Source organism: Methylicorpusculum oleiharenae, assembly GCF_009828925.2.
Taxonomy (GTDB): domain Bacteria; phylum Pseudomonadota; class Gammaproteobacteria; order Methylococcales; family Methylomonadaceae; genus Methylicorpusculum; species Methylicorpusculum oleiharenae.
Map to the genome: position 1 here is coordinate 1,635,070 of NZ_WUTY02000001.1, position 25,207 is coordinate 1,660,276.

Below are 25,207 nucleotides of genomic sequence, written 5' to 3' on the forward strand. Positions count from 1 at the left end.
GCGGAATCCGGGATCGGTTTTATTCCCCGGTTCTGCTTCAGGCAGACTACTTGTGTTGCAGGTTAATATAAAAACAGCCTGCAGGTTTCCAAGGCGTCAGTCGCGATCAAGGGATCGCTCTCACGAGAGCTTCTGTTTCCAGGGTTAAAAACAATTTTTTATGAGCGCTACGACGACTCTCAAACTAGCTATTGCGCAAACCAATTTTCTGGTTGGTGACATCAAGGCCAATACCGCTAAAATCATCCATCAGGCCTTGTATAGCCTCGATCGGCTTGATGCCGATGTCGTGATCTTTCCCGAGTTGTCGGTCACCGGCTATCCGCCCGAGGATTTGCTGCTGCGGCCGGATTTTATTGTCATGGCTCAACAGGCGTTAGAAAGGATTGCCGAACAGGTTAGCGGAATCGATGTGGTGGTGGGTTATCCCGAGCAAGTCGACGGCAAGCTCTACAATACTGCTGTGGTGTGCCGGTCGGGTGAAATAATCGCGCGTTACCGGAAAACCGCACTGCCCAATTACGGGGTATTCGACGAGCAGCGTTATTTTTCGGCCGGATCGGATACGGCATTGTTTACTGTAAAAGGCAGAGCATTGGCGTTGACGATTTGTGAAGATGTCTGGCAGCCTGGGTTGATTGCCAAAAACCGGCAGGCCGGTGCCGATATTATTCTGACTTTGAACGCTTCGCCGTTTCATGCCGGAAAAATTCATCAGCGGGAGCAGATTGTTTGCGATCAAATCAAAGCGGCCGGAATCCCTCTGGTTTATGTCAATCTGGTGGGCGGGCAGGATGAATTGATTTTTGACGGTGCTTCGTTCGTGGTTGATAGCGACGGTTCCGTCGTATTTCGCGCAGAAGAATTTCAGGAACAGCTCAGTGTGGTCGAATTTTCCGGCAATAAACCGCTGAGATCGGTTTGTGCACCGATTTATCAGCCGGTATCGAGTGAATATCAGGCCTTGGTGTTGGGTATTCGCGATTATGTCGCCAAAAATGGTTTTAAAGGCGCGCTGCTGGGATTGTCTGGTGGTATTGATTCGGCATTGGTGCTTGCTTTAGCCGTGGATGCGCTGGGCGCCGGTCAGGTCGAAGCGGTGTTGATGCCTTCGCGGTACACGCACATGATGAGTATTGAGGATGCCGAGCTGGAAGCGCAGGCCTTGGGGGTCAATTATCACGTTATTCCTATAGAACCTGCGGTCACCGCCTTTGCCCAAATGCTGGAACATGCCTTCGCCGGTAGCCCCAAAGATACAACCGAAGAAAATATCCAGGCCCGCTGCCGCGGAGTGGTGTTGATGGCGTTGTCGAACAAGCAAGGCAAATTATTGCTCACAACCGGAAATAAAAGCGAAATGAGCGTCGGGTATGCGACGCTTTACGGCGATATGGCCGGTGGTTTTGCGCCTATCAAGGATGTGCCCAAACTATTGGTCTACCAATTGGCTCGCTACCGTAACAGCGTCAGTCCGGTTATACCCGAGCGCGTGTTGATCCGGCCGCCTTCTGCCGAACTGGCACCCGATCAGGTAGATCAGGATTCCCTGCCGCCTTATGATCAACTGGATGCTATTTTGGAGCGTTATGTGGAGCGGGATCAGTCGGCCGAGGAGATCATGGCGGCAGGTTTTGCCAGGGACGATGTCTACCGGGCTATCAGCCTGGTAGACAGAAACGAATACAAACGCCGTCAATCGCCGCCCGGCATCAGGATCACTCCCAGGGCATTCGGACGGGATAGGCGTTACCCTATTACGTCGGGATACAAAGGCGTGAGCTAAAGGTTCATCAACCGGCTGATTTCCTGCCACAATGCCTGATAAGCCTGAACCGAGCGGGTGCTGTTTTTACTGAATGCAGCCAAAGGCATGCGCTCGCTGCCCATACGTTCTATATCGCTGGCATAAGGAATATAGGCGTCCAGCATTTCCGGGTGTTGAACGGGCAGGGTGAGCATGATATCCAGATGCATTTTTTTGCGTTTGTCCACCATCGAAAAAAACGGCATCAGCTTGAGTTTTTTCAGCTTTTTATCGTGCAAAAAAACTTTCAGCTGTTCCAGTGTGCGCTGCGACAAAGTGGTGGGGATCACCGGTGACAATAACACGTCTGCCGCCTCGAATATCGCTTCGGACAGCAGCGAGATGGTCGGTGGGCAGTCGAGAAAGATCAGGTCGTAGTCGTGCTTCAAAGGGGCCAGTAATTTCTGTAACCGTTCGGTGGGCTTCTTTTTACCGTCCAGGATCAGGTCCAGATTACGGAACGAAAAGTCGGCCGGTAGCAAATCCAGTCCTTCAAAATCAGTACCTTTGATCAAGTCATCCAGATCGAGTTGACCGGCTACCAGGTTTTTGCTGCCGCCTTTGATTTTTGGTTTGATTCTAAAGTAATAACTGCTGGCCCCCTGAGGATCAAGATCCCAAACCAGGGTTCGAAAGCCTTGTTTGCTGGCCAGAAATGCCAGATTGACGGCCGTGGAAGTTTTACCGACGCCCCCTTTAATGTTGAATGCCGCAATGGTTTTCATCGATCAAGCCGCTCCGCATTTAAAAAGGGTTTCGAAAATAGTGCGGTTATCCGCTTGATTAAATTCATTAAACCGCCCGTCAAACGCTGAACGCGTTTCAACTTTCTGTTTTTCCAAGGCCTCAATCAGCGCACCCATGGCTAAAAGGGTTTGAGGTGAATCAGTTTGACTGTACATTTCTTTGCCCAATTCTTTGAGCGTTTGTTGTTGTATTTCTAAATCCTGATAGGTACCCAAAATTTCCTGAAATTCTTTAAGTGAGCGAATCAGTATTTTTAGGGTTGTTTCAGGATAAAGGCTTTGGAAAAATTCCATCAGGTACCTCAATTTTTTGCAGGTTTTTCTTAATTCATGCAATTCTGAGGGTCTGGCGTCTTCTTTAATGGCACAGGCTTGTTTAATTACTTTTTTGTAGATGACCCAGATTCGTTGATCGGCCAGGGCTTTAACAGGGAGCAAGGCCTGTGTTTCATCAGGCTTTTTAATAGCCGCTGATCGTATGAAATCCTCCCATTCAATCAACGGGGCGTAATAATCGATGGACTTCAGTTTATCGCTCAGTCCGGCATGGACAGCTCGTTTTTTTTGCACCAGAAAATTATACAGCGGATCTAAATCAGCTTTCATGGCGTCCGGCAGATAGTTTTTAAAGGTATCAAAATGAAGCAGATAAATGTCCAAATCTCGCGGTTCACTGGTTATTTGCCCTAACCAGGAGAAATAGCGGGAGAAACGTTTGGTCTGGGCGACCGGTAAAACCTGTTTAAGCTGGGTCAGTCCTGTTCGGGTTCGTCTGACGGCAACCCTGAAGTCATGCAGGAATTCGCTGTCAAAATCGGCAATCACGCCTTGTTCATTGAGTTTGAGCGTCTTCAATAAATGGCTGTAAATATATTTGACGGCGATGTCGGCACGCATGTCCGAGGCCAGTTTGATATTTAATTTGGAGGAATAATCCTTGGGCTTTCGACCTTGTGTTTTCAGCGCGTCAACTAAAACAGGCTCTTGCGTCGGCATCAAACCCAGGTTAGATAAGAGCTTTGACATGCGTTTCAACGCTTTATCGTAGCCTTTGACGGGGTCAAGAATGACCCGGGATTGAATCGGATCATAATGTTCAAGAGTCATTTTCAGAACGGTTTTGGCATCACTGTTATGAATATGCAGCTGATAATGGGTATAGTCCAATGTTGTGATTTGCATTAGAGCGCGCATATCCAGTAAAGGGCGCAATAACTCACGAAGTTCAGCTTGAATGAAATCATCTGCAAAGGAAGGCACTTGATCAGCTTGAACTGATTGAACGATCTTGTCTGAATCCGCTTCTTTAATAAAAAGCGTCGACAAAAGGCGGGACTGATCATATTCGCAGATCAGATTTTTTCTGTATAAACGCCAGTCGAAACTGTCATAAAACGTTTTTAGGGCAAAATGTTGCGAGACCAGTTCTATGACGGTCTGTTTTTCAAGTTCCAGCAGCAATTTATCGATGCTCAGATGACCTGGTAATTTAAAATGTAAAGGCATGATAAGTGTGTTTAATGACTAAAAATAAACGTTTTGTAGGTTGTACCAAAACGGTTAATGTCATAAATTTGTGATTTTAGCAAGCTAATATTAAAAAACCATGACAAAGGGCCGGGTGTTTCTGTGTTACTTAGATGCATCCATTTTTTTAATCAAATGGGTAGGTATCTGCTCACCCCCTCCAATTTTAGTGGGTGTAGGTGGTTGATTGAAAAGGATTCTGCAACAGGAATGTTGTAGAGAGCTACAGGGACGTATTGATGCGTCCTTTGAAATCAAGCACCTACACCCTTAATTCAAAGTGGGTGAGTAGTTACATGGGTAGCCGGATAATGCAAAGAGAGTTATTGATATTAAGACATGCCAAGTCGGATTGGGGAATAGAAACGGATGATTTTAACCGTCCGTTGAAGAAAAAAGGCAAAAAAGCCGCGCTGCGAATGGGCTTATGGTTGAAGCAGGAAGATCTTATTCCCGATTGTATCATCACCTCACCCGCCGTCCGGGCGCTGAAAACGGCAGAATGGGTTTGTGAGGCCATGGCTATAGACAGGCGCTCAGTCATTAAAGATCCCCGGGTTTACGATGCCGAAGTGAATTCATTGTTGCATGTCCTGGCCGAACATTCGAAGGATTACCGAAGGGTTTTATTAGTCGGGCATAATCCTGATTTGGAAGCGCTGTTAACCTATCTCGCTGACAAGGTAGACGTGCCGCCGGACGGAAAATTATTCGCAACTGCCACACTGGCAAGGCTCCAGATGCCGAACGATTGGACTCAGTTAACCCGCTCATCTGCAAAGTTATTGTTACTTGTTCGAGCAGCTGATTTACGGTCTGAAGAGGATCCGGATTAAAGTCTGACTTGGCCAGTAGGAGCTATAAGGGCATGAAGAGTGCAATATTGCAAGACTTTGTGGGGCTTTTGAGGCTTATAATCGTGGTTTGCTTTTAAATGTGTATTGGATAAGAGGGCGGCGGATGAAATTCGACAAATTCAGACAGGTCAGCGGATTTTTTTTAGCCATGCTGGCTGCTCAGGCCAACGCTCTTCCGGTTATTGATCCCGGTATACCCGAGTATCAGCGAGTTGGCGGAATTTCCGGAAATCTTTCCAGCGTGGGTTCTGATACGCTGGGTAGCTTGATGGCACTTTGGGCGGAGGAATTCAGGCGGGTTTATCCCAATGTCAATATCCAGTTTCAATCGCTGGGTTCTTCCAGTGCTTCGCCTGCGTTGTCGGAAGGAACCGCTAATTTGGGGCCCATGAGCCGCAAAATGAAGGACAAAGAGCTGGAAGCTTTTGAAAAAAAATTCGGTTACAATCCGCTGGCAGTGCCAGTAGCTATCGATGCCTTGGCTATATTTGTCAATAAAGATAATCCAGTTAGAGCGTTAACACTTCCCCAGGTCGATGCGATGATGTCTTCAACCCGAAGATGTGGTCATTCCTCCGATATCATCCGATGGGGTCAGGTGGGGCTTGATGGAATCTGGCGGGGAAGATCGATACAGCTTTATGGGCGAAACTCAGTATCCGGAACTTATGGGTATTTTAAAGCGCAGGTCTTGTGTGACGGTGATTTCAAAAATAATGTCAATGAGCTTACGGGCTCAGCATCTGTCGTACAAGCCATTTCTGTTTCTTTAAACAGCATTGGCTATTCAGGGATTGGCTATGCAACATCGGGAGTAAAAAGTGTAGCTTTGGCAATTAAGCCCGGCATGAACTATGTTGAGGCCACGCCCGCTAATGCCGTTAACGGAACCTACCCTCTGTCTCGCTATTTGTATATTTATGTGAACAAGCACCCCAATAAACCGCTGGCGCCTATTGAACTTGAATTTTTGAAATTAGTATTATCCAGACGCGGGCAGGAGATGGTGATCAAGGACGGTTACATTCCTTTGCCTAAAGAGATGATAGAAAAGGTTTTTAATTCTCTTGAGTCAGGTGATAAGAGCTGATCCTGTTTTTACCCGGCAAAAAGGCTTATCTGAATCTGTGCTGTATTTTTGCTCAGTCATAACACGCTTTAATACGTGCAGGGTCGCGACACCTCATTTCCTTTTTTCATAGGCAGTCTGTTATCAAGATGATCCGGTTGAATTTCTGAGTCTCGGCATGACCGAAAAGCAAATTTCAAGGCCTGCCTTTTTAGCTTCCCGCATCAAAGCTTGTGGGGGCTGGTATGGCTTATGGCGAATGACAAAGGATGCACTGTTGCGTTATTGCGTTCATGCCGGCGGTTATGGCGTCATGCTGATGATTGCACTGATGTTCTTCTACCTGGTGGCGATGGTGATGCCCTTGTTTATTGGCGCTTCAATAACACAGGTTGGAAGGTACCCGGTGCCTGATTCCTCGGCAGGAAAAACATGGCTGCTGGGCATGGATGAGCAAAACAAGCTGGGCGTTCGGTTTACGGATAAAGGGCGCGTCATTTTTTTTGAGACAGAAACGGGTCGTATCATTAAAACGGAGTCAATTCCTCTTCCTGAAAATGTCACCATTACAGGCATTACCCATGAAGCAGGGTACCCGTCTTTGGTTGTTTATGGGCTTTCTGACGGCAAGGCCCTCCTGGTTCAGCCGCATTACGCGCTGACTTTTGAGCATGATCGGCGCACGATCATCCCTTCAATTGATTTCCCTTTCGGTAAAAAGCCTATCAAGCTGGATGAGTCCGGGAAAGCTTTATTCCGGCTGGCTGTTGCCAGCGAAGAGGGGCAGGCCAGTTTGGCGGCTATCACGGCATCGGGTCGTCTGGTGCTAACCAGGCTGGCGGCAAAAAGTTCTTCCCCGGGTGCTTCCGGCTTTGAACTGTTACGCAAAGAATACACGCTACCTATAGGATCCATTGAGCATCTGCTTTTGGACAAGGCCGGGCGGACTGTATATTTGGTTGAAGCATCGGGCATACTCAATTGGCTTAAGGTTGACCCGGCATTTGAGGTTTTATCCCAAGGTCGGCAAGACCTTGTCGGTCCCGGTCGAAAGTTGATTAGTGTAACGCTGTTAAACGGACATTTGTCGCTACTGGCCGGTGATGATGCCGGATCGGTTAATCAGTGGGCTTGGATGCTGGGCGCCCTGGGTCAGCCGGTTTTGCAACAATTAAGAACCTTTGAGGTATTCGGTCAAGCGGTCATGTCGATTGAATCCGAGCAACGGCGGAAAGGTTTTATTGCCCTTGATGCTGCAGGTCTAGCGGCACTTTTTTATTCAACCAGTGAACGGAAATTACTCGAAGTCCGCTTGTCCGAAAACAAAATACGGGCGATGGCTTTAGCGCCCCGAGCTACAGCGCTTTTAAGTGAGTCGGAAGACGGCAGCCTGTCCTTATGGCGACTAATCAATAACCATCCTGAAGTTTCGTTAAAGTCGTTGTGGCAAAAAATCAGGTATGAAAGCTATGCAAAACCGGATTATGTCTGGCAGTCATCATCGTCCGGCAGTGACTTTGAGCCCAAATACAGCTTGACCCCGCTTGTTTACGGCACATTGAAAGCTGCATTTTATGCTTTGTTATTTGCAGTGCCTCTAGCTTTGGCCGGTGCCGTTTATACCGCTTACTTTATGGCTCCTGCCATGCGGAAAATAGTAAAGCCCGGCATTGAAATTATGGAAGCGCTACCCACCGTTATTTTGGGCTTTCTGGCCGGGCTGTGGCTGGCGCCTTTTATCGAAGCGCACTTATTCGGCATTATCTTGACATTTTGGGTGACGCCAATCAGCGTTTTGCTGGCGGCTTACAGTTGGCAATATATGCCCTCTTCATGGCGTCACACACTACCTGACGGCTGGGAAGCGGCATTTTTAATGCCGTTGATCATGCTTGTGGTTTGGTTTTGTTTAAGTTTTGGCGGGCCGATGGAGGCTGTGTTTTTTGATGCGGGTATAAAAGACTGGTTATCTCAACAATGGGGTATCGAATATGATCAACGCAATGCCATGGTAGTGGGCATTGCTATGGGTTTTGCCGTGATTCCGGGCATTTTCTCGATTGCGGAAGATGCCATTTTTAATGTTCCCCGGCACCTGACTATCGGGTCACTGGCTTTAGGGGCAACACGATGGCAAACGATGATGAGAGTCGTGCTGTTAACGGCCAGTCCCGGTATTTTTTCAGCTGTTATCGTCGGTTTTGGCCGTGCGGTGGGAGAGACAATGATCGTGTTGATGGCTACTGGAAATACACCGATGATGGATTTTAATATTTTTCAGGGTATGCGAACATTGTCGGCAACCATTGCTATTGAAATGCCCGAATCCGAGGCTGGCGCCACCCATTCCCGGTTGTTGTTTCTGGCGGCATTGCTGCTCTTCTTGTTTACATTTGCAGTCAATACACTGTCAGAATGGATTCGTCAGCGATTACGCAAAAACTATAGCGCCTTGTGATGAAGTCCTGGCTGCGCACCGATAACCCCTGGATTTGGCTTAATGCGGCGGCTGTCAGCATCAGTCTGTTATTGGTGCTCGGGCTTTTGCTGTTGATTGCCATCCAGGGATTGGGTCATTTTTGGCCGAAAACGGTTACAGAAATGAGTTACCGGGATGAACAGGGCCAAGTTCGAATGATCATCGGCGAAATAGCCGGAACCAATCAACAAGGCGCGCTGATTGCCGGATCTGCAGATGCTGGAGATGAAACGGCCGGACGTGTTCCCTTTCAATATTTGATTAAATCCGGTAACCGGGATGTCAACGGGTTTGATTTTCACTGGGTGCCTGCCAACATGATAGAGCGCTGGCATTATCCTGATCAAGCGACGGTGATAGAGCGCAAGGAATGGGGTAATTATTACGGATTTATAGAAAGTATAAACGAACAGGGCCGCGTCATCGCCACCAATCTGGATGCGTGGCCTGTGTTATGGGCTAAACTGGACGAAACTTCAAAACGCGTTAAAAAAATTCAACAGATTGAAAAAGATGCCATAAGTAAAATCAGCCTGCAGCTTGAGCCATTAAAACTCAAAAAAAAGCGTTTGTTGAGGGAGAACGCTTCCCGGACGGAGGAATTGAGCCTGCTTGATGCTGAAATAACTGGCCTCGAACAGCAATACCAGCATTATCAGGATGAATTGGATCAATTGTACCCGTTGATTAAACAGTACAGCTTGGTCGCCAGGGATGCGAATGAGCAACGGCAAATAATCCCTTTGGCCAATATTGTACGAATTTATCAGCCCAACAGGCTGAGCGGTAGCGATAAAATCCGGATTTACTGGTCGCGGTTTACGGAGTTTGTAACAGGGGAGCCCCGGGAGGCCAACAGTGAAGGTGGTATTTTTCCGGCACTGTTCGGCACCGTGATGATGGTCATCGTGATGTCACTCGTCGTTGCGCCTTTAGGTGTTGTTGCCGCGATTTACCTTCAAGAATATGCCAAACAAGGCTTTTTCACGCGATTGATTCGAATCTCTGTGCATAATCTTGCGGGTGTTCCTTCTGTGGTGTTTGGCGTCTTTGGTTTGGGGTTTTTTGTGACTGTGCTGGGTGGTGAAATGGACCGCTTGTTTTATCCTGAAGCCTACCCGGTCCCTGTGTTTGCAACCCCAGGCTTACTTTGGGCGTCTCTGACGATGGCAATGTTGACGTTGCCGGTGGTGATCGTGTCTACTGAAGAGGGCTTGCTGCGTGTGCCCAGATCGATACGCGAGGGAAGTCTGGCGTTAGGTGCAACTCAGGCTGAGACATTGTGGCGGACAGTGTTGCCGTTAGTCAGTCCGGCGATGTTGACCGGATTGATTTTAGCCGTTGCCAGAGCGGCGGGTGAAGTGGCGCCCTTGATGCTTGTGGGGGTTGTCAAGTTGGCGCCTGCTTTGCCGGTGGACAGTTCGTTCCCTTTTGTGCATTTGGAAAGAAAGTTTATGCATCTAGGCTTTCATATATACGATGTAGGGTTTCAAAGCGCGCATATTGAAGCTGCAAGACCGCTGGTTTATGCCACGGCTTTGTTATTGGTCATAGTCATTATCAGTCTTAATCTGACGGCGGTGTGTATCAGGAATTATCTACGGAAAAAATACCAGGCGATGGAGGAATAAGCTCAATGAATGACTGTCTTATCAAGGTGGATAATTTATCACTATTTTATGGCGCCAAAAGAGCGCTTCATAAGATCAATATGGCCATTCCCAGGCAAAGAGTAACAGCATTCATTGGTCCAAGCGGATGCGGTAAATCCTCTTTGTTAAGATGCATAAATCGTCTCAATGATTTACTGGAAGATGTAAAAATTGACGGAAGCGTATTTCTCGATACTCAGGATATTTATGCCAGGTCATCAAACGTTCCGGCGCTACGCAGGCGCGTGGGGATGGTATTTCAACGGCCCAATCCCTTTCCCAAATCGACGTTTGAAAATGTGGCCTACGGGCTTAGAATTCAAGGTATTAATCAACGTAAGGCGCTGGATGAAAAAGTAGAATTGGCCCTGCGAAAAGCAGCTCTCTGGGATGAAGTCAAAAATCGCCTTTATGATAACGCATTGAATCTATCCAGCGGTCAGCAGCAAAGGCTGGTGATTGCCAGGGCGATTGCCATAGAGCCTGAAGTTTTGTTGCTGGATGAACCCGCCTCCGCGCTGGACCCTATTTCGACATTGAAAATAGAAGAATTAATCAGCGAGTTGCGAAATCAGTATACGATCATCATCGTCACGCATAATATGCAGCAAGCCGCCAGGGTATCTGACGTAACGGCATTTATGAATAAGGGCGAACTGATTGAGTTTGGCACTACCAGTCAATTATTTACCAACCCGTCGAAAAAACAGACGGAAGATTATTTAACCGGACGCTATCGCTAAAAGGAGCAATACGATGGATGTGAGCAAAATCGGGCATCATATTTCCCGTAAATTTAATGAAGAACTAGAAGATATTCGCAATAAAGTGATGATCATGGGTGGTCTTGTCGAAAACCAGATCGATCAGGCTGCCACAGCGCTGATGAACAGCGATTTGGAGCTGGCCGAAAAAGTCATACAACAAGACAGTCTGGTTAATCAGCTGGAAATGCAAATTGACAAGGAATGTACCCAAATCATGGCATTACGGCAACCTGCGGCTTTTGATTTACGCTTGCTGTTGTCGGTGATAAAAACCATAAATGATCTGGAACGTGCCGGTGATGAAGCGATAAAAATAGCGGAAATGGCTATTCACCTGAATGGCATGGATCATAAGCATAAGGGTGAAGATTACTACGAAATCCAGCATCTTGTGTCTATGGTGAAAGAGATGCTGCACGGCGCGCTGGATGCGTTTGCCCGAATGAATGTAGACCAGGTGGTTGCGATTACCGGCCAGGATCAGAAAGTGGACCGGGAATACAGCAGCATCATTCGGCAACTGATCTCCAGAATGATGGAAGATCCGCGCAATGTCAGCCGGGCACTCGATGTCTTATGGATGGCCAGAGCCTTGGAGCGTATCGGCGATCATGCCTGCAATATTTGCGAGCATGTGATTTACATGGTCAGGGGCGAAGATGTGCGGCACATCAGTCATGAAGAACTGGAGCGCAAGATACAAGGCTAATGCAGTTTTTAAGGACGAATGCCTGAAAAGAACAATTGAACAGGCTCATTCGTCCAGACCGATAAAATCCCACACTTTTCCGGCCATTGTGCTGGTGTCTTTAATAGGCACGGGCGGCCCATTCGGAAAGTTGAGGGTATAGACGCGATTAACGTTATTTGCCTGTTCTGTCAGACCCAGTTTGGTATAGCCCTCTTTCATGATCTCCAAAGCATAAGGAATCGCTGGTGTGCGCTGGTATTTTTCGATCACTTCTTTGGCTCGATTGATAGCAGCATTATAAGCTTTGCGTTTCAGGTAAAAGCGGCCTACGTGGACCTCATACATGGCCATGTTGTTTCGCAGGGCTATCATCCTTTGTTTCGCGTCGGATACATATTGGCTGTTGGGAAAGCGTGTCAGTAGTTCATTGAAATTATCGTAAGAATCTCTGGCGCTACCCGGATCTCTTTGAGTCGAATCAGTGGGAACGAACCTGTCCAGAAAGCCAATTCCCCGGTTGTAATTAACAAGACCTTTCAAATAGTATGCATAATCTACACTGGGATTACGCGGGTGAAGCTTGATAAACCGGTCTGCTGCAGCAATCGCAGCCTCAGGATCATCATTTTTGAAATAGGCATAAGCAATGTTCAGCTGTGCCTGAGCCGCAAAGTCGCCGAAAGGGTAACGCGATTCCAGGGTTTCATAAAGTTTGATGGCTTTTTGATAACCGCCTGATTCCATGGCTTCTTTTGCCGAGGTATGCAGTTGTTCTTCATTCCAGTCAGCGTATTCATCTGTTTCGCTATCGCTGCCGAAATTAAAGTTTTTTAAGGTCTCACACCCAGACTGTATAAGCCCGAGGCTGATGATGAGAAACAATTTTGCTAAAAATAATCGCATAGTGTTAACGACACGTTGTAATATGATCGGTTTTTTGCGCAAACGCAGTGAGTTGCTCTGCCGGATTGATAGCCGCAGCATTTAACTGCGCTTTTATGCGGCGAGTATAACTTATACGGTGGGTTAACCAGAAGATTTTGTTATGACTAGATTATCGTCAAATGTGCCCGATGAAATGGCGGGCATGAGGTTGGATCAGGTGTTGGCTGAGCTTTTTCCAGAGTATTCCCGAAGCAAGCTGCAGACCTGGGTAAAAGCAGGAAAAGTCACCGTCAATGGCCGGGTTTTAAAGCCTAAAGACCGGTTGGAAGGGGGTGAGGATGTTGAAGTGGATGCGGAGGCCGAGCGCGTTATCGAGTGCGTGGCCGAATCTATTCCGCTGGATATCGTTTATGAGGACGAGGCGCTGTTGATTATCAACAAGCCGGCCGGATTAGTCGTTCATCCTGCGGTGGGTAACTGGACCGGCACTTTGCAAAACGCTTTGCTAAGTCACTGTCCTGAACTGGATACTCTGCCCAGAGCCGGGCTGGTGCATCGCATCGATAAAGAAACCAGCGGTTTATTGATGGTGGCAAAAACCTTACCGGCTCATACTAGCCTGGTGAGGCAGTTGCAGGAAAGAGAGATAAACCGTGAATATCTTGCCGTTACCAAAGGACGAATGATAGCAGGAGGCACCGTCGACGAGCCGATTGGTCGTCATCCCCATGACAGAATACGGTATGTGGTCAGAATGAATGGCAAGGAGGCGATAACGCATTATCGTGTGGTTGAGCGTTTTTCTCGCAATACCCTGATCAGGGTTAAGCTGGAGACGGGTCGCACACATCAGATAAGGGTGCATATGGCTCATATTCATTTTCCATTAGTAGGCGATCAGGTTTACGGTGGCCGTTTCCAGATGCCGGCGCAATGCGGCGAGCGACTGGAGCGAATCCTTCGCAGCTTCAAGCGGCAGGCCCTACATGCCGAAAAACTGGGTTTGGTGCATCCGTTAACCGGTGAATATTGCGAATGGGTTCAGGAAATGCCTGAGGACATGAAAGAATTATTGGCGGCCTTTCGTGAAAATGATCAACAGTAAAAACTGGCTTACCCCCGAATGGCCTGTGCCCGGTAACGTATTTGCTGTGACCACATTGAGAACCGGTGGCTTCAGTGAAGGTGGTTATCAAAGTCTCAATCCAGCTCTGCATGTTGGGGATAATCCCGAAGTTGTCATGCGCAATAGAGCCAGGATTTCCGAACTGCTGGATCTGCCGGCTGAGCCAGTCTGGCTGCAGCAGGTGCATGGTAATACGGTCATCGATGCCGCACAAGCCGATGGCTTGAGTGCTGCCGATGCCAGTTTTACTAACCAGGCGGGCGTTGTCTGTGCCGTATTAACGGCAGATTGCCTGCCGGTTTTATTATGTTCCAGAGACGGGTTGAGCGTCGCGGCAGTGCACGCCGGTTGGCGGGGATTACTGGACGGAGTCATTACCAATACAGTTAACGTCCTGCACGGTAAAGATCTGTTGGTTTGGCTGGGTCCCGCGATAGGTTCTGCTGCATTTGAGGTTGGCGCAGAAGTCAGGAGCGCGTTTCTGGCGAAATCAATTCGCTTTGGCGCGGCTTTCACTGAAAGTCATGACGGAAAATGGCTGGCCGATATTTACGCGCTGGCGCGTATCGATCTGGCTTCCGTAGGAATCAATCAAGTCTATGGGGGCGGCTTTTGTACCGTGACGGATGCGGACCGTTTTTATTCCTTTAGAAGGGATAAGCAAACGGGGCGGATGGCCTCACTGATATGGCGGGCTTAAGGCGGCTATGAGTTTATTGTTATTAATTGTCATTTTTACAGCCATAGGCGGTGTCTTGAGCGTGCTTGCCGCGTCTGTATTCTTATTGTTATCGGAGAGCCAAAGAGCGCACGTGTTGCCTCACGGTATCAGTTTTGCGATAGGGGCATTGCTGGCGGCAGCTTTTTGGGGGCTGATTCCACACGCGTTTGAAGAGGTTGAAAAGGCTCAGTTTCAAGGGCTTTCCGCGACCATACTGGGCGGTATTCTGGTATTTTTTGTACTTGAAAAATTACTGATCTGGCGGCATTGTCATCACAGCGGTTACGAAGCCGGGGGTGATCATCACCACGATCATCAGCCTGCTGCGATCTTGATATTGTTAGGTGACGGTATCCATAATTTTGTTGATGGAATACTGATTGCTGCGGCATTTTTAACCGATGTCAAGCTGGGTATTGTTACCAGTCTTGCTGTTGCGGCGCATGAAATTCCTCAGGAAGTGGGGGATTTTGCGATCTTGTTACAAAGTGGCTACAGCAGGCGCAAAGCTCTCATTTACAACATGCTGGCCAGTCTCTCGACGGTTATCGGCGGCATTTTAGCCTTTTTCTGCCTGGAAGATTTACACGGGAGTCTGCCTTATTTTCTGGCGATGGCGGCATCCAGTTTTATCTATGTCGCGGTGGCTGATTTGATTCCCTCGTTACATGAAAAAACCGATACCAAAACGTCATTACAGCAAATCGCGTTGATTGCAACCGGTGTATTTTTGATCTGTTTTTTACATGATGTGGCTCATGATGTTGAATTGCAGTCAACTCAAGAAAAACTTGAAATGCCCGGCTCAAAAGAGTAGCGGTAAATGGTTTTGGCGTTCTGACGTTTGTTGGAAGGGTAATGCCGTACAGGTGCGAATGAATTCACACCTGTACGATTAAAGCCTTGCGGATTGAGGTCTGTGACCTGTGCTAATGAGCCTTAGGTAATGACGGTAGGTTCTGTTCTTCCTGTCCGTTTTTTAACTTCACCGAGCTTTTCTGCCAACTCTATCAAACCGCTAAGCGCTTCCTGAGCATCCTGGTCATGTTTGGAGGCGTCCGGTTCATAGCGTTCCAGATAAATTCTTAACGTGGCGCCAACCGTGCCGGTTCCTGACAAACGGAAGACTATGCGCGAGCCGTTTTCAAAGCCGATACGAATGCCCTGGTTTTTGCTTATACTGCCGTCAATGGGATCGGTATAGCTGAATTCATCGGCATATTTGACCGTGTATTCGCCAAACGTTTGTCCTTTTAAGCCTGGTAGCTGGTTTCTGAGATGATCCATGATCTCATTGCCGATTGCAGTCTCAACGGCTTCGTAATCGTGTCGGGCATAGATGTCACGGCCAAATGTTCGCCAATGATCCTTGACGATGTCAGCAACGGATTGTCTTTTTTTCGCGATCAAATTCAACCAGAAAAGTACAGCCCATAAGCCGTCTTTTTCACGGACATGGTCTGAACCGGTGCCGAAGCTCTCTTCTCCGCACAAGGTAATTTTTCCGGCATCCAGGAGATTGCCGAAAAACTTCCAGCCGGTGGGCGTTTCATAACAAGGCAGCTTGTATTTGGCTGCCACACGATCAATGGCCTGACTGGTGGGCATGGAACGGGCAACGCCGCTTAAACCTTTTGCATAAGCGGGTATCAGTTTGGCATTAGCGGCCATGATTGCCAGGCTATCGCTGGGCGTCACAAAAATTCCGGCGCCCATGATCATGTTGCGGTCCCCATCGCCATCCGATGCCGCCCCGAAAACAGGAGGGGCGGAACCCAACATTTCTTCCGTCAATTCATGAGCGTGCGCCATGTTAGGATCGGGATGGCCACCGCCGAAATCTTCCAGCGGCACGGCATTGATTGCTGAGCCTGGTTTAGCGCCTAATAGGTCTTCCAGTATGGTTTTGGCGTAAGGTCCGGTAATCGCATGCATAGCGTCAAAGCGCAAACTCAGATAGCCTGAGCCGATGCTTTGTTTTAGTAAATCAAAGTCAAAAATCGATTCCATTAATTCGGCATAGTCAGCGACCGGATCAATAATGTCGATGGTCAATTGATCGATTTGCTGCGTGCCCACTATATCCAGATTGATATCGGGCAGGTCAGCGATTTTGTAGGATGTTATTTCCTGGCTGTGGCGGTAAAATGCTTCTGTATATTTTTCCGGGGCTGGTCCGCCGTTACTGACGTTGTATTTGATACCAAAATCCTCATCAGGCCCGCCGGGATTATGGCTTGCTGAAAGCACAAGGCCGCCGTAAGCTTGGTATTTTCGTATGATATTTGATGCGGCAGGGGTTGATAATAGTCCGCCCTGTCCTATAATAAGCTTGGAAAAACCGTTAGCTGCGGCAATTTTTACAATTGTCTGAGTCGCTTGGCGGTTGAAATAACGGCCATCTCCCCCTATAACCAGCGTCTGGCCTGAGATGTTTTCAAGGGAATCGAAAATAGATTGTACAAAGTTTTCGAGATAGTTTGGTTCAGTGAATGTTTTTACTTTTTTTCTTAATCCTGATGTGCCTGGATTTTGACCTTCAAATGGGACAGTTGCGATCGTTGTAATTTGCATAAGTGTGCCTTGATGGGACAAAGAAAGACGAAATTTAACTTACAGTCATTTAGCGGTCAATTTTAATTAATTATGTTCAGAAAGTTTTTAGTACTATGTCTGTGCACTATTTCAGTAATGAGCAAGGCAGATAATGATATATGGTTACTGGTTGATACTCACGCGTTTACGCTTGAGGTTAAACAAGGTGAAAAAACGGTTGAACTGCTGGAAAATATCGCTATAGGCAGAAATGGCGCGGGTCTCAAGATGCACAGAGGTGATAATATTACGCCTATCGGGACTTACAAAATTGGCTGGATTAATCAAAGCAGCGCTTATTACCGGTTTTTCGGCTTGACTTATCCTTCGGTCGATGACGCCAGTATCGCTTTGAAACAGGGGGTGATTGATCCTTTTACGTTTGACTCAATTGCTTTTGCACACAATAATAATCGCGTGCCGCCTCAAAATACTTTGTTGGGCGGACAAATAGGAATCCATGGGCTAGGGCGTGGCAATGAAAAAATTCACAAAACAATGAATTGGACTCATGGCTGTATAGCTCTAACCAATCCTCAAATTGACAGGTTGAGTAAGTGGATAAAGAAGGAAGTGGTCGTTGAAGTTAGATAAAATAAAACTGGCATTTCTGAAAAAAAAACGTCATCATATGACATTCAAAATTAGTTTTAGTTGCAACTCTTACAGTAAATAAAAGGAAAAAATCATGAATAAATTAGCTAAATTATCAGTTGTTGCTCTTACAGCAAGTCTGGCTGTAGGTTGTGCTAGCACTTCTGACGTTGAAAACCTTCAATCTCAAATTGATGCGTTGAGCTCAAAAGTATCTAAAGCTTCTTCTGATGCTGCAAGCGCACAAAGTGCTGCTGCTGATGCATCTGCAAGAGCTGCTGCTGCTGAAGCTGCTGCAAACCGTGCTGCTAGCTATGCACAAGATGCAAACAGCAAATTGGATCGTTTGTTCAAAAAATCAATGATGAAATAATTTTTATTGATTCAATGAAATTTAAAAGCCCGCCTGGTTCGCCAGGCGGGCTTTTTTATTGGGCAGAAAGTAGAAAGGTTAACGCTTGTGGACATGACACCAAAAGCGTTTGCCTGTAACAATCAGGGATAGATGACTTTGGGCTCAAAGTACGCAGCAGGATATTTAGGATCAAAATTTGAGTTTGTGGATGATTTTTTTGCCGAATTGCCGTTCGATTTTGCTGTTTTAGTATCAGCGTCTTTATCCATATAAATAACTTTGGGCTGGAAATTAGTGGCTGGATATTTATCATCGCTCTCAGCGACAGCCATTTGAGTGATTAATAATCCCGATAAACTAAAAGTTAATAGTAGAGTTTTTCTCATTTTATTTTTCCTGTTGTCATTATTTACCCGATTTTTAAGGCGTCAGCTCAAAGTTGGGGCTTTGATTTATTGATGCGTAATTATTTTCTTTGTGGAACGCTAAATAAAACCATCTATGGATCATTTAACGGTCACCGGAAGAGAATCGTTAGTTTCCGGCTAAAAAATCAATCGTTTAACACAATCAATTTTGCAGCTCCTCCTTGTGCTGTCGGAAGCTTTGAAATTTCATCGCTTCCATTCAATCTTTAATTTACCAGACCAAGCTTACATAGTTCTTTGCTATAAGGTGATCACTGTAGAAATTGATTTCTCAAACGCCCATTTATAGCTTCTTAGCTGCTGCTTTAGTTAGCGATTAATGCTTTCCCTTTTCAATCAGGACTCATTTTATTCGCTAGGCCAAAAGGCGGCAAAAGTATCCGGTATTTTGTTCAAATTCGCAACAGATGCTGATTAAGCCACGATAAAGTTCACAGCAATGACCTGATTTCGGGATGGTTTTCCAGCAGACTTTGACGGAAAGCTTCAACTGCTTTTTCGTCGTTTCGTTCGCTTCTTGGTATAGGTACTTTTATTTCGCTGACGGCCGTCATGGGCGATTTGGATAAAAAAATCAGCCGGTCAGCCAAAGCAATGGCTTCTCTCAAGTCATGCGTCACAAAGAGAACCGTATGAGGCCGTTGCAGCCATAAGCTGATCAGCCATTGCCTGACCTGTCTGGCTGTGGGCGGGTCCAGCGACACAAAGGGCTCATCCATTAGCAGGATATCGGGATTAACGGCAAATGCGCGGATGATGGCGACACGACGGCTCATGCCCAGCGAAAGCCTTTCCGGGTAATCATCCTTGACGTCAGTCAATTGCAGGGTTTCGAGCATCACATCAATAGGCGCTGACCGATAACCGTCAGGTAACGCCAATAAGATATTTTCTCTTACGGTACGCCAGGGTAAAAGACGAGGGTTTTGAAATACATAGCCGATGCTGGGTTTCCGGTGTCGTTGGGAGAGTGTTACTTCACCTTCAAAATCGTCGTCCAGCCCTGCAATAATGTTGAGCAAGGTGCTTTTGCCGCAGCCGGAAGGGCCTACCAAGCAGATAAATTCGTGTTCAGCCAGCGAAAGCTGCAAATTGGCGATAGTCTGATTATGCACACGGCCATCGCCAAGGAAGGTTTTATTGGCAATGTTGATTTGAATGGCGCTCATCGGCGCCACCTGAGAGCTTTTTTATCCAGCGGTTTAAGAATTGAAAATTCGATGATCTGAATCACACACACAAACGCGATGCTGTAGGCCAGGATTCCTGCAACATCAAACAGCTGAAAAAATAGATGCAGTTGATAACCTACACCGTCACTTCGACCCAGCAACTCAACGACAAGAATAATTTTCCAGATCAGTGCGAGACCTGTTCGTGTTGCGCCCATGACAAAGGGATACAGTTGCGGCCAAATAACATGCAAAAAAGTTTTTCGTTTACTGAAATGGTAACTTTTAGCCATTTCCAACAGATCCCTGTCCAGGGTTCGGGTACCTTCGCGAATGGTGACTATCACATTCGGCAACTTGTTGATGACCACGGCGAGTATCGCGGCGTATTCGACCAGACCAAACCAGACGTAACATAAAATGATGGTGACGAGTGCCGGTATGTTTAGAAAAATAACCAGCCAATTGTCAAAAAAATGATTCAGTTTTTCATTTCTGCCCATTGCGATGCCGATTGCACAGCCCAACAGCATCGCGATTGAAAAGCTGAATGCCAGTCTCAGCAGCGTTACGCCAAGATGATAGGGTAATTGTCCGGAAAGCGTTTCAAGCCAAATCACGCGAGCAACAGCCAAAGGCGCAGGCAGCGTTGTACTGTCCAGATGAGACGCCAAAAGCTGCCACACCAGTAAAAATAATATAGAAGAAACAAGGCTTGCCAGCCGGGGGCTGTCGTAAAGAGAGCTAACTGTCATGATGTCTTTAATCAGCTGCCCAGAAAGTACCCGGTTGTAAATGCTCTGATCCACCGGTTAGGCGGTTGTTGCTCTCAGTTCTTAATAATTGATAAATACGTTCAGCAGCTTGCTGTTCTTTGGGGCCCCATTCGTTGACATTACCGGCGCAATAACGATTGCGTAATTGTGACCGTACCTGTTCATCCTGGTTTAGAATCAGCGCTGCGATGTTTTGCCATGCCTGATCCGATGTGCAAAGTTGATTTCTGGCTTGCCGGGTTCCGGATAAAAATTCAGATACGGATTGTTTATGCGCTTTACCCCAGCTTTCTTTGAAGACATAACCCAGCGTGGGCACTGATTCCGTTATGCCCAAGTCTTTGATAATCTGACGGCCATCCATTAATTGGCGATAGCCTTGTACTTCCAGTTCGGCAGCAAAATTCCAGTAGTTCATGGCGGCATCAACGCGCTTGCTCAATAGTTGTTGATTGATCAACGGAGGCGCCGCAAAGGTTTTCTCAACCGTTTTGTCCAGATCAAGCTGAATTTGATGTCTGGCAAGCGCTTTAAGCAGCAACCAGTTTTTATCCAGTTCGCCACCGGCAATACCCACTCGTTTACCTTCTAAATCCTTCACGGTCAAAATTGCGCTGTCCTGAGGTACCACCAATGCGCCAGAGGTTGTGGAGTAAGGATAAAAAGTTAAGTCAGAACCTGCAGAACGCTGCCTGGATACCCAAACCCAATCAGAGACGATAATATCGACCGTATCCGATTGTAATGCGATTTTTCCTGCTTCGGGGTTCGCAATCGGAACGACCGTCACACTATAGCTGACCGTTTCTGCCGACTGGGCCTGCTTCATGGCCTTTATTTCCCAAGCTACCGTGCCGAATGAGAGCAATCCTAAGCGGATAGCTGTTTTTTCGGTAGCCGAACAGTTAAGGCTAAGAAACAGGGTAAACCATGCTAGGCGAATGAGTGTCATAGTTATATATCCGGCTATTTAAGGGGGTTAAGTAACTTTTTCCAAAAGAGCGGTTTAGGGGCTCCTGAGCCCAGTCTACGCTCGTCAATCCCGTGACTCCAATGGCCAGTTACTGAGCCTGGGGTTGACGCTAAGAAGTCATTTTACCGCACCGCTGGCTTGTAGCGGCAATGATTGTCATAATAAGATCACGTTAGTTGATTAGTCATTCCTTTCACTTATGAGTTCATCTGCAAATGCACCACAACTGATCGACCGGTTCGGAAGAGTCGTCGATTATGTCAGAATTTCAATCACCGACCGGTGCGATTTTCGATGCCTGTATTGTATGGCGGAGGAAATGACGTTTCTACCGCGGGCACAGATTCTGTCACTGGAAGAAATTTATACGCTGGCCGAAGTTTTTACGGAGCTGGGGGTTAAAAAAATCCGCATAACCGGTGGCGAACCGCTGGTCAGAAAAGGCGCCCTGCAATTGCTGGAAAATATAGGCCGTCTGACCGCTTTGCGGGAACTGGTATTGACGACGAATGGGTCTCAATTGGAAACCATGGCAGGGACCATTAAAGCGGCCGGAGTCAAAAGAATCAATATCAGTCTGGATACGTTGGATGCCGTCAAATTTAAAGCGATTACACGCACCGGTGACTTGCAGCAGGTGTTAAAAGGTATTCAAGCGGCTAAGGCCGCTGGCTTCCAAAACATCAAGATTAACGCCGTTATTTTAAAAAACCGAAACCATGATGAGGTCACTGATTTAGTCGATTTTGCCGTTGCCAACAGCCTGGACATTAGCTTTATAGAAGAAATGCCACTGGGAGAAGTCACCGGTCATGACCGGGGCGAGGCTTATTATTCAAGCGATCACATCAAAGCTGATTTGGAACAGAAATTTGTTTTATTATCCAGTACTGAAAAAACCGGCGGACCTTCCAAATATTTTCAAGTGGCCGGAACTGGGACGAAAGTCGGCTTTATTTCACCGCACAGCCATAATTTCTGCAGTACATGCAACCGAGTTCGACTCACGGTAGAAGGGCGTTTGCTGTTGTGTTTGGGAAATGAACATTCGGTGGATTTAAAAAAAGTGCTGCGGGCAAATCCCGGCAACAAGGATATACTTAAAAAAGCCATTATTGAATCCATGAATATTAAACCCGAAAAGCATGAGTTCAGTATTCATGAACAACCTGTTCTGTTCAGACACATGAACATGACGGGGGGATAGTAAATATTACCCCGAATCCATTGTAACTGGCGTTAGGCAGTCAAATTATCGTGAATTATTCAAATATCATGCCGCAGGAAAATTATTGGACGCTATTCGGTTAGCGGCAAACAAAGGGACGTGCTTGTGTTTTTGCAGTTCTCTTTTCGCTAAAATATACTCATGGGGGTCGAAAAGAACATTGTTAGGGGATTCTTCTCGTCCAAATCCACCTCATCACTAAAGGGCTGTGGTTGTATATTTAACCGCATGATCATTACCCGAAATATTCAAATCACCATTACTCGTAAAGCGTATTTGAATATGGCCCATTTTTTCGTTAATAGATTTTCTATCTTTGGCGATGGATCGGAGTTCCCTTTCCACCATGCTTTCCCGTTTAATCCTTTTATTTGCTTGAGGATCTCTGGTAATTAAAAAATGGGAAGATAACGTTTGTAGCTTATTAATATTATTGGCTGTTGGTAAGCTGCTTCGATTGTAGGGAGTTGCCATTGATAAAGGCAATTTAATCAACAGCTCCCGCCAAATCTTATCGTGATACCCGGTTTCACTGCCATGGTGAGCAACCTTAAATAATGAAGCGGCAGGTAGACTTAATTCGCTAATAATATTGTTTTCGAAAATGGCAGACCAGCCTGTCTGTGGGTTGCCGGTTTCCTCCAGGTCAGAACCTAACAGGGCCGAAAAATTACCGAAAGAAAAATGAAGTGCCACAGCATTGAGATTTTCGCTTGTCGGTACAACATTTCTAGTGCGGCGTTTACCTTGTTTTTGTGTCAATTGAGTTAAGGTTGCAATAGATTGGGTGACGGCAACGTCGCTAGGTGATAAGGCAACTAAACGTGATAGGACCGTATTTCTGTAATCGAAAAAAGTATGTCTGTTTTTGACGGGTGCAAAGCGGTTTCTATCTTTTGTCTCAATGAGAAATTCTATAATTTCTCTGAATTCCCGAATGTCCTTATCGGTATCAGCGAAGAAATCTTTTTTATATAGTGCTGCGAGTTGGAAAGCTTCTTTTTTCAATAGAGCGATGGAGCAATACAACTTTGCGTTATGACAAGCCTTTAACAAGGCTGATGCCCCTTCGATATGGTCTGAATGCCAATGTGTGATTAAGATACCAACCACTTGTCGGCTTACATCCACCCCAATGGACTGTAAGTAATTAAGGGCAACTGGTTGTTTGGTACTCGGGCAAAGGCAACTGTCAATGATAAACCAGCGGCCTTCTCCAAAGTTAAGTACTACACATTCACCAATTCCGGGGCCGAAAAGGGATATTTCAGCGCAAGCGATATCCGGTGGTGTATTTTCAATCGGCGAGAAAAAAATCAGCATACTCCTCGGCCAAATTTTCAGCCTGTTTGATTTCTGTCGCTGTCCAGGGTGGTAGGCGGCGGAAACGGATAGTCGAAAACCGTTCCCTGCTATATTTTTGCCCCTGTCTATATCCTATGTACCAATCGAATAATGCACCAGGTTCGATAAGTAGTTGATCTTTAGTATCTATTTCGTCCCTTGATAAAACAATTAATTCGTTTGGATTTTCGGGATTGGTGAGATCTTCTAATTGAACGGTTAATTCTTCCTCGTTTGAACTGACTATGACGCCGCGCCATCGCTGCCTGATTTCTTCTCTTGGCTGAGTAAGATCAATTATATCGAAAGGCAGTTTTTGGCTTCGCGGACGAATATCTGGTTCTTTGGTAGAAAAGATATCTGTACCGTCTTTACCATACAGGTATTCGTTTGGTTCCTGTTGATAATGATCTGTAGTATCTCTTTCTGACAAGCTAGCTACAGCAGTACTCATATGGTTTGATTCAGTTGAGATTCCATGACGTTCTTAGTGAGATTTTTGGCAAAAAATAAAGACTGATCCCAATTTGACTCAAGCACCTTTATCATGGAATTTGCGTTTGAATCTTTCACTTCAACATGATTGTTAATGCTGAATTGTAGCGTATAAAGTCCTGCTTGAGGAAACACGTTGATTTTAGGTCGAATGTAGCCTTCTAAATCATCTGGTCTGGGAAAATTCATTGTCAAATCCCATAGACCAAATTCCTTTTGTTTGCTTTCATCAATGTCACCTACGAAGGCCGCCGCCTGTTTCCAGCAGTCTGCAGGCGCTAAGTTGCGACCAAGTTGTGTCCATTTTTCCTGATCGGGAATTTTGATGACAGAATTAAAGTTCATGCCAATTTGATTGATCGGAGTTTCGCTCAATAATGAAAAAGTATGGGTAACTAAGTCCTTTATTGATTGATATTCGGTAGCAAGTGGTGTGAGTATTGAAAATTTGTTCAACAAAACCGTTAGCTTACGTTCGTTCGGTAATTCTATTTGGGCTAAATCAGGCAAGCTAATAATTTCGTCTTGGCTATAATCCCATTCTTCAACAATTTCTTTTCGGATAAACCATTCCGGATGAAATATTTTAGGATTCATGCTCCCAATTAGAACTATGCTTGCTTCTTCTCTGATAATTTCCCAATCGCTCATACTCGCCCAGATCCCATTAGCTTTGATGCCCAATCAATTGACCGCAGTCAAGCAAGAATTATAGATGATGAAAAGGCGTAAAAATGATTTGAAGTATATGGGGTACAGGGTGTTTCAATCAAGAAATTTTATACTTATGAACGACAGGTATAAATTTTAGTACGGCCATTAAAGTCTAAGGCACAGAGGTTTGCAACGGGTCGTGAGCTGACTGCGATCTTCTCGAAAAATTGTCGGTTCAAATGTAAGGTATACAACGCGACTAGGTG

24 protein-coding genes are annotated in these 25,207 nt (G+C 46.3%); 13 read left to right on the plus strand and 11 right to left on the minus strand.

Annotation, left to right across the window (positions count from 1 at the left end; genetic code table 11):
• Positions 1-160 precede the first annotated feature (160 nt).
• A complete protein-coding gene (locus tag GO003_RS07620) occupies positions 161-1,786 on the plus strand; it encodes an NAD+ synthase (RefSeq protein WP_159653683.1) in 1,626 nt (541 codons plus the stop codon).
• Here the strand turns inward: GO003_RS07620 and GO003_RS07625 are convergent.
• Both GO003_RS07625 and GO003_RS07630 read right to left on the minus strand, forming a co-directional pair.
• Complete coding sequence (locus tag GO003_RS07625) at positions 1,783-2,532, minus strand: ParA family protein (RefSeq protein ID WP_159653681.1); 750 nt, start codon at positions 2,530-2,532, stop codon at positions 1,783-1,785. The genes GO003_RS07620 and GO003_RS07625 overlap by 4 nt on opposite strands.
• A 3-nt stretch (positions 2,533-2,535) precedes the next feature.
• Positions 2,536-4,059: a CHAD domain-containing protein gene (locus GO003_RS07630; RefSeq protein ID WP_159653678.1), complete on the minus strand. Its 1,524-nt coding sequence runs from the start codon at positions 4,057-4,059 to the stop codon at positions 2,536-2,538.
• Between the two features lie 332 nt (positions 4,060-4,391).
• Here GO003_RS07630 and GO003_RS07635 point away from each other — a divergent pair, with 332 nt between their 5' ends.
• The 6 genes from GO003_RS07635 (at position 4,392) to phoU (ending at position 11,613) form a co-directional block, all read left to right on the plus strand.
• Positions 4,392-4,916 carry a SixA phosphatase family protein gene (locus tag GO003_RS07635; RefSeq protein ID WP_159653676.1) on the plus strand — a complete coding sequence of 175 codons (525 nt, stop codon included), beginning with the start codon at positions 4,392-4,394 and terminating at the stop codon, positions 4,914-4,916.
• Positions 4,917-5,040: 124 nt separating this feature from the next.
• Positions 5,041-6,027: a PstS family phosphate ABC transporter substrate-binding protein gene (locus GO003_RS07640; protein WP_159653674.1), complete on the plus strand. Its 987-nt coding sequence runs from the start codon at positions 5,041-5,043 to the stop codon at positions 6,025-6,027.
• A gap of 157 nt (positions 6,028-6,184) precedes the next feature.
• Positions 6,185-8,464 carry an ABC transporter permease subunit gene (locus tag GO003_RS07645; RefSeq protein WP_159653672.1) on the plus strand — a complete coding sequence of 760 codons (2,280 nt, stop codon included), beginning with the start codon at positions 6,185-6,187 and terminating at the stop codon, positions 8,462-8,464.
• Entirely contained in the window at positions 8,464-10,116 is a 1,653-nt protein-coding gene (pstA, locus tag GO003_RS07650; RefSeq protein WP_159653670.1) for a phosphate ABC transporter permease PstA, read from the plus strand. Before GO003_RS07645 ends, pstA begins: the two co-directional genes overlap by 1 nt.
• A gap of 5 nt (positions 10,117-10,121) precedes the next feature.
• Positions 10,122-10,880: a phosphate ABC transporter ATP-binding protein PstB gene (gene pstB, locus GO003_RS07655; protein WP_159653668.1), complete on the plus strand. Its 759-nt coding sequence runs from the start codon at positions 10,122-10,124 to the stop codon at positions 10,878-10,880.
• Positions 10,881-10,893: 13 nt separating this feature from the next.
• On the plus strand, positions 10,894-11,613 hold the full coding sequence (gene phoU, locus GO003_RS07660) for a phosphate signaling complex protein PhoU (RefSeq protein ID WP_159653666.1): 720 nt from the start codon (positions 10,894-10,896) through the stop codon (positions 11,611-11,613).
• 45 nt (positions 11,614-11,658) lie between these two features.
• Here the strand turns inward: phoU and GO003_RS07665 are convergent, their stop codons facing one another.
• Positions 11,659-12,498, minus strand: a complete 840-nt coding sequence (locus GO003_RS07665; RefSeq protein ID WP_159653664.1) for an outer membrane protein assembly factor BamD — start codon at positions 12,496-12,498, stop codon at positions 11,659-11,661.
• 142 nt (positions 12,499-12,640) lie between these two features.
• Here GO003_RS07665 and rluD point away from each other — a divergent pair, with 142 nt between their 5' ends.
• Genes rluD through GO003_RS07680 form a run of 3 tightly spaced genes read left to right on the plus strand, consistent with a single transcriptional unit; the run spans position 12,641 to position 15,144 of the window.
• Positions 12,641-13,585 carry a 23S rRNA pseudouridine(1911/1915/1917) synthase RluD gene (gene rluD, locus GO003_RS07670; protein WP_159653662.1) on the plus strand — a complete coding sequence of 315 codons (945 nt, stop codon included), beginning with the start codon at positions 12,641-12,643 and terminating at the stop codon, positions 13,583-13,585.
• Positions 13,572-14,306 (plus strand): peptidoglycan editing factor PgeF, encoded by a 735-nt coding sequence (gene pgeF, locus GO003_RS07675; RefSeq protein WP_159653790.1) that lies wholly within the window; start codon positions 13,572-13,574, stop codon positions 14,304-14,306. The genes rluD and pgeF overlap by 14 nt, the downstream gene beginning before the upstream one ends.
• A gap of 7 nt (positions 14,307-14,313) precedes the next feature.
• Positions 14,314-15,144 (plus strand): ZIP family metal transporter, encoded by an 831-nt coding sequence (locus GO003_RS07680; RefSeq protein ID WP_159653660.1) that lies wholly within the window; start codon positions 14,314-14,316, stop codon positions 15,142-15,144.
• Positions 15,145-15,266: 122 nt separating this feature from the next.
• Here GO003_RS07680 and GO003_RS07685 read toward each other — a convergent pair whose 3' ends face one another.
• Positions 15,267-16,901, minus strand: a complete 1,635-nt coding sequence (locus GO003_RS07685; RefSeq protein ID WP_159653658.1) for an alpha-D-glucose phosphate-specific phosphoglucomutase — start codon at positions 16,899-16,901, stop codon at positions 15,267-15,269.
• A 117-nt stretch (positions 16,902-17,018) separates the two neighbouring features.
• Here GO003_RS07685 and GO003_RS07690 point away from each other — a divergent pair, with 117 nt between their 5' ends.
• Complete coding sequence (locus tag GO003_RS07690) at positions 17,019-17,516, plus strand: L,D-transpeptidase family protein (RefSeq protein ID WP_231088863.1); 498 nt, start codon at positions 17,019-17,021, stop codon at positions 17,514-17,516.
• 94 nt (positions 17,517-17,610) lie between these two features.
• Complete coding sequence (locus GO003_RS07695) at positions 17,611-17,889, plus strand: Lpp/OprI family alanine-zipper lipoprotein (protein WP_159653654.1); 279 nt, start codon at positions 17,611-17,613, stop codon at positions 17,887-17,889.
• 122 nt (positions 17,890-18,011) lie between these two features.
• Here the strand turns inward: GO003_RS07695 and GO003_RS07700 are convergent, their stop codons facing one another.
• The 4 genes from GO003_RS07700 to GO003_RS07715 form a co-directional block, all read right to left on the minus strand.
• Positions 18,012-18,257 (minus strand): hypothetical protein, encoded by a 246-nt coding sequence (locus GO003_RS07700; protein WP_159653652.1) that lies wholly within the window; start codon positions 18,255-18,257, stop codon positions 18,012-18,014.
• Positions 18,258-18,730: 473 nt separating this feature from the next.
• A complete protein-coding gene (locus GO003_RS07705; RefSeq protein ID WP_159653650.1) occupies positions 18,731-19,468 on the minus strand; it encodes an ABC transporter ATP-binding protein in 738 nt (245 codons plus the stop codon).
• Complete coding sequence (locus GO003_RS07710) at positions 19,465-20,226, minus strand: ABC transporter permease (RefSeq protein WP_159653648.1); 762 nt, start codon at positions 20,224-20,226, stop codon at positions 19,465-19,467. Before GO003_RS07710 ends, GO003_RS07705 begins: the two co-directional genes overlap by 4 nt.
• A 7-nt stretch (positions 20,227-20,233) precedes the next feature.
• On the minus strand, positions 20,234-21,199 hold the full coding sequence (locus tag GO003_RS07715) for an ABC transporter substrate-binding protein (RefSeq protein ID WP_159653646.1): 966 nt from the start codon (positions 21,197-21,199) through the stop codon (positions 20,234-20,236).
• Between the two features lie 220 nt (positions 21,200-21,419).
• On the opposite strand from GO003_RS07715, the gene moaA reads away from it, so the two are divergent.
• Complete coding sequence (gene moaA / locus GO003_RS07720) at positions 21,420-22,427, plus strand: GTP 3',8-cyclase MoaA (protein WP_159653644.1); 1,008 nt, start codon at positions 21,420-21,422, stop codon at positions 22,425-22,427.
• A 219-nt stretch (positions 22,428-22,646) separates the two neighbouring features.
• On the opposite strand, the gene GO003_RS07725 is transcribed toward moaA, so the two are convergent.
• The 3 genes from GO003_RS07725 to GO003_RS07735 are packed head-to-tail and all read right to left on the minus strand — an operon-like array spanning position 22,647 to position 24,938.
• The gene (locus GO003_RS07725) at positions 22,647-23,771 is read right to left on the minus strand and encodes an MBL fold metallo-hydrolase (protein WP_159653642.1); all 1,125 of its coding nucleotides are present in this window, start codon (positions 23,769-23,771) and stop codon (positions 22,647-22,649) included.
• Positions 23,746-24,246 carry a hypothetical protein gene (locus tag GO003_RS07730; RefSeq protein ID WP_159653640.1) on the minus strand — a complete coding sequence of 167 codons (501 nt, stop codon included), beginning with the start codon at positions 24,244-24,246 and terminating at the stop codon, positions 23,746-23,748. The genes GO003_RS07725 and GO003_RS07730 overlap by 26 nt, the downstream gene beginning before the upstream one ends.
• Positions 24,243-24,938 (minus strand): hypothetical protein, encoded by a 696-nt coding sequence (locus tag GO003_RS07735; protein ID WP_159653638.1) that lies wholly within the window; start codon positions 24,936-24,938, stop codon positions 24,243-24,245. Before GO003_RS07735 ends, GO003_RS07730 begins: the two co-directional genes overlap by 4 nt.
• Positions 24,939-25,207: the final 269 nt, after the last annotated feature.

Excerpts from the sequence above, each read along its gene's own strand:
- GO003_RS07640 (WP_159653674.1), top strand. The coding sequence starts at position 5,041 with ATGAAATTCGACAAATTCAGACAGGTCAGCGGATTTTTTTTAGCCATG.
- GO003_RS07690 (WP_231088863.1), top strand. The coding sequence starts at position 17,019 with ATGAGCAAGGCAGATAATGATATATGGTTACTGGTTGATACTCACGCG.
- GO003_RS07700 (WP_159653652.1), bottom strand. The coding sequence starts at position 18,257 with ATGAGAAAAACTCTACTATTAACTTTTAGTTTATCGGGATTATTAATC.
- GO003_RS07685 (WP_159653658.1), bottom strand. The coding sequence starts at position 16,901 with ATGCAAATTACAACGATCGCAACTGTCCCATTTGAAGGTCAAAATCCA.
- GO003_RS07715 (WP_159653646.1), bottom strand. The coding sequence starts at position 21,199 with ATGACACTCATTCGCCTAGCATGGTTTACCCTGTTTCTTAGCCTTAAC.
- GO003_RS07665 (WP_159653664.1), bottom strand. The coding sequence starts at position 12,498 with ATGCGATTATTTTTAGCAAAATTGTTTCTCATCATCAGCCTCGGGCTT.
- GO003_RS07680 (WP_159653660.1), top strand. The coding sequence starts at position 14,314 with ATGAGTTTATTGTTATTAATTGTCATTTTTACAGCCATAGGCGGTGTC.
- GO003_RS07630 (WP_159653678.1), bottom strand. The coding sequence starts at position 4,059 with ATGCCTTTACATTTTAAATTACCAGGTCATCTGAGCATCGATAAATTG.
- GO003_RS07635 (WP_159653676.1), top strand. The coding sequence starts at position 4,392 with ATGCAAAGAGAGTTATTGATATTAAGACATGCCAAGTCGGATTGGGGA.
- GO003_RS07695 (WP_159653654.1), top strand. The coding sequence starts at position 17,611 with ATGAATAAATTAGCTAAATTATCAGTTGTTGCTCTTACAGCAAGTCTG.
- pstA (WP_159653670.1), top strand. The coding sequence starts at position 8,464 with ATGAAGTCCTGGCTGCGCACCGATAACCCCTGGATTTGGCTTAATGCG.
- pstB (WP_159653668.1), top strand. The coding sequence starts at position 10,122 with ATGAATGACTGTCTTATCAAGGTGGATAATTTATCACTATTTTATGGC.
- GO003_RS07735 (WP_159653638.1), bottom strand. The coding sequence starts at position 24,938 with ATGAGCGATTGGGAAATTATCAGAGAAGAAGCAAGCATAGTTCTAATT.
- GO003_RS07710 (WP_159653648.1), bottom strand. The coding sequence starts at position 20,226 with ATGACAGTTAGCTCTCTTTACGACAGCCCCCGGCTGGCAAGCCTTGTT.
- moaA (WP_159653644.1), top strand. The coding sequence starts at position 21,420 with ATGAGTTCATCTGCAAATGCACCACAACTGATCGACCGGTTCGGAAGA.
- GO003_RS07725 (WP_159653642.1), bottom strand. The coding sequence starts at position 23,771 with ATGCTGATTTTTTTCTCGCCGATTGAAAATACACCACCGGATATCGCT.
- phoU (WP_159653666.1), top strand. The coding sequence starts at position 10,894 with ATGGATGTGAGCAAAATCGGGCATCATATTTCCCGTAAATTTAATGAA.
- GO003_RS07645 (WP_159653672.1), top strand. The coding sequence starts at position 6,185 with ATGACCGAAAAGCAAATTTCAAGGCCTGCCTTTTTAGCTTCCCGCATC.
- GO003_RS07625 (WP_159653681.1), bottom strand. The coding sequence starts at position 2,532 with ATGAAAACCATTGCGGCATTCAACATTAAAGGGGGCGTCGGTAAAACT.
- GO003_RS07705 (WP_159653650.1), bottom strand. The coding sequence starts at position 19,468 with ATGAGCGCCATTCAAATCAACATTGCCAATAAAACCTTCCTTGGCGAT.
- rluD (WP_159653662.1), top strand. The coding sequence starts at position 12,641 with ATGACTAGATTATCGTCAAATGTGCCCGATGAAATGGCGGGCATGAGG.
- GO003_RS07730 (WP_159653640.1), bottom strand. The coding sequence starts at position 24,246 with ATGAGTACTGCTGTAGCTAGCTTGTCAGAAAGAGATACTACAGATCAT.
- pgeF (WP_159653790.1), top strand. The coding sequence starts at position 13,572 with ATGATCAACAGTAAAAACTGGCTTACCCCCGAATGGCCTGTGCCCGGT.
- GO003_RS07620 (WP_159653683.1), top strand. The coding sequence starts at position 161 with ATGAGCGCTACGACGACTCTCAAACTAGCTATTGCGCAAACCAATTTT.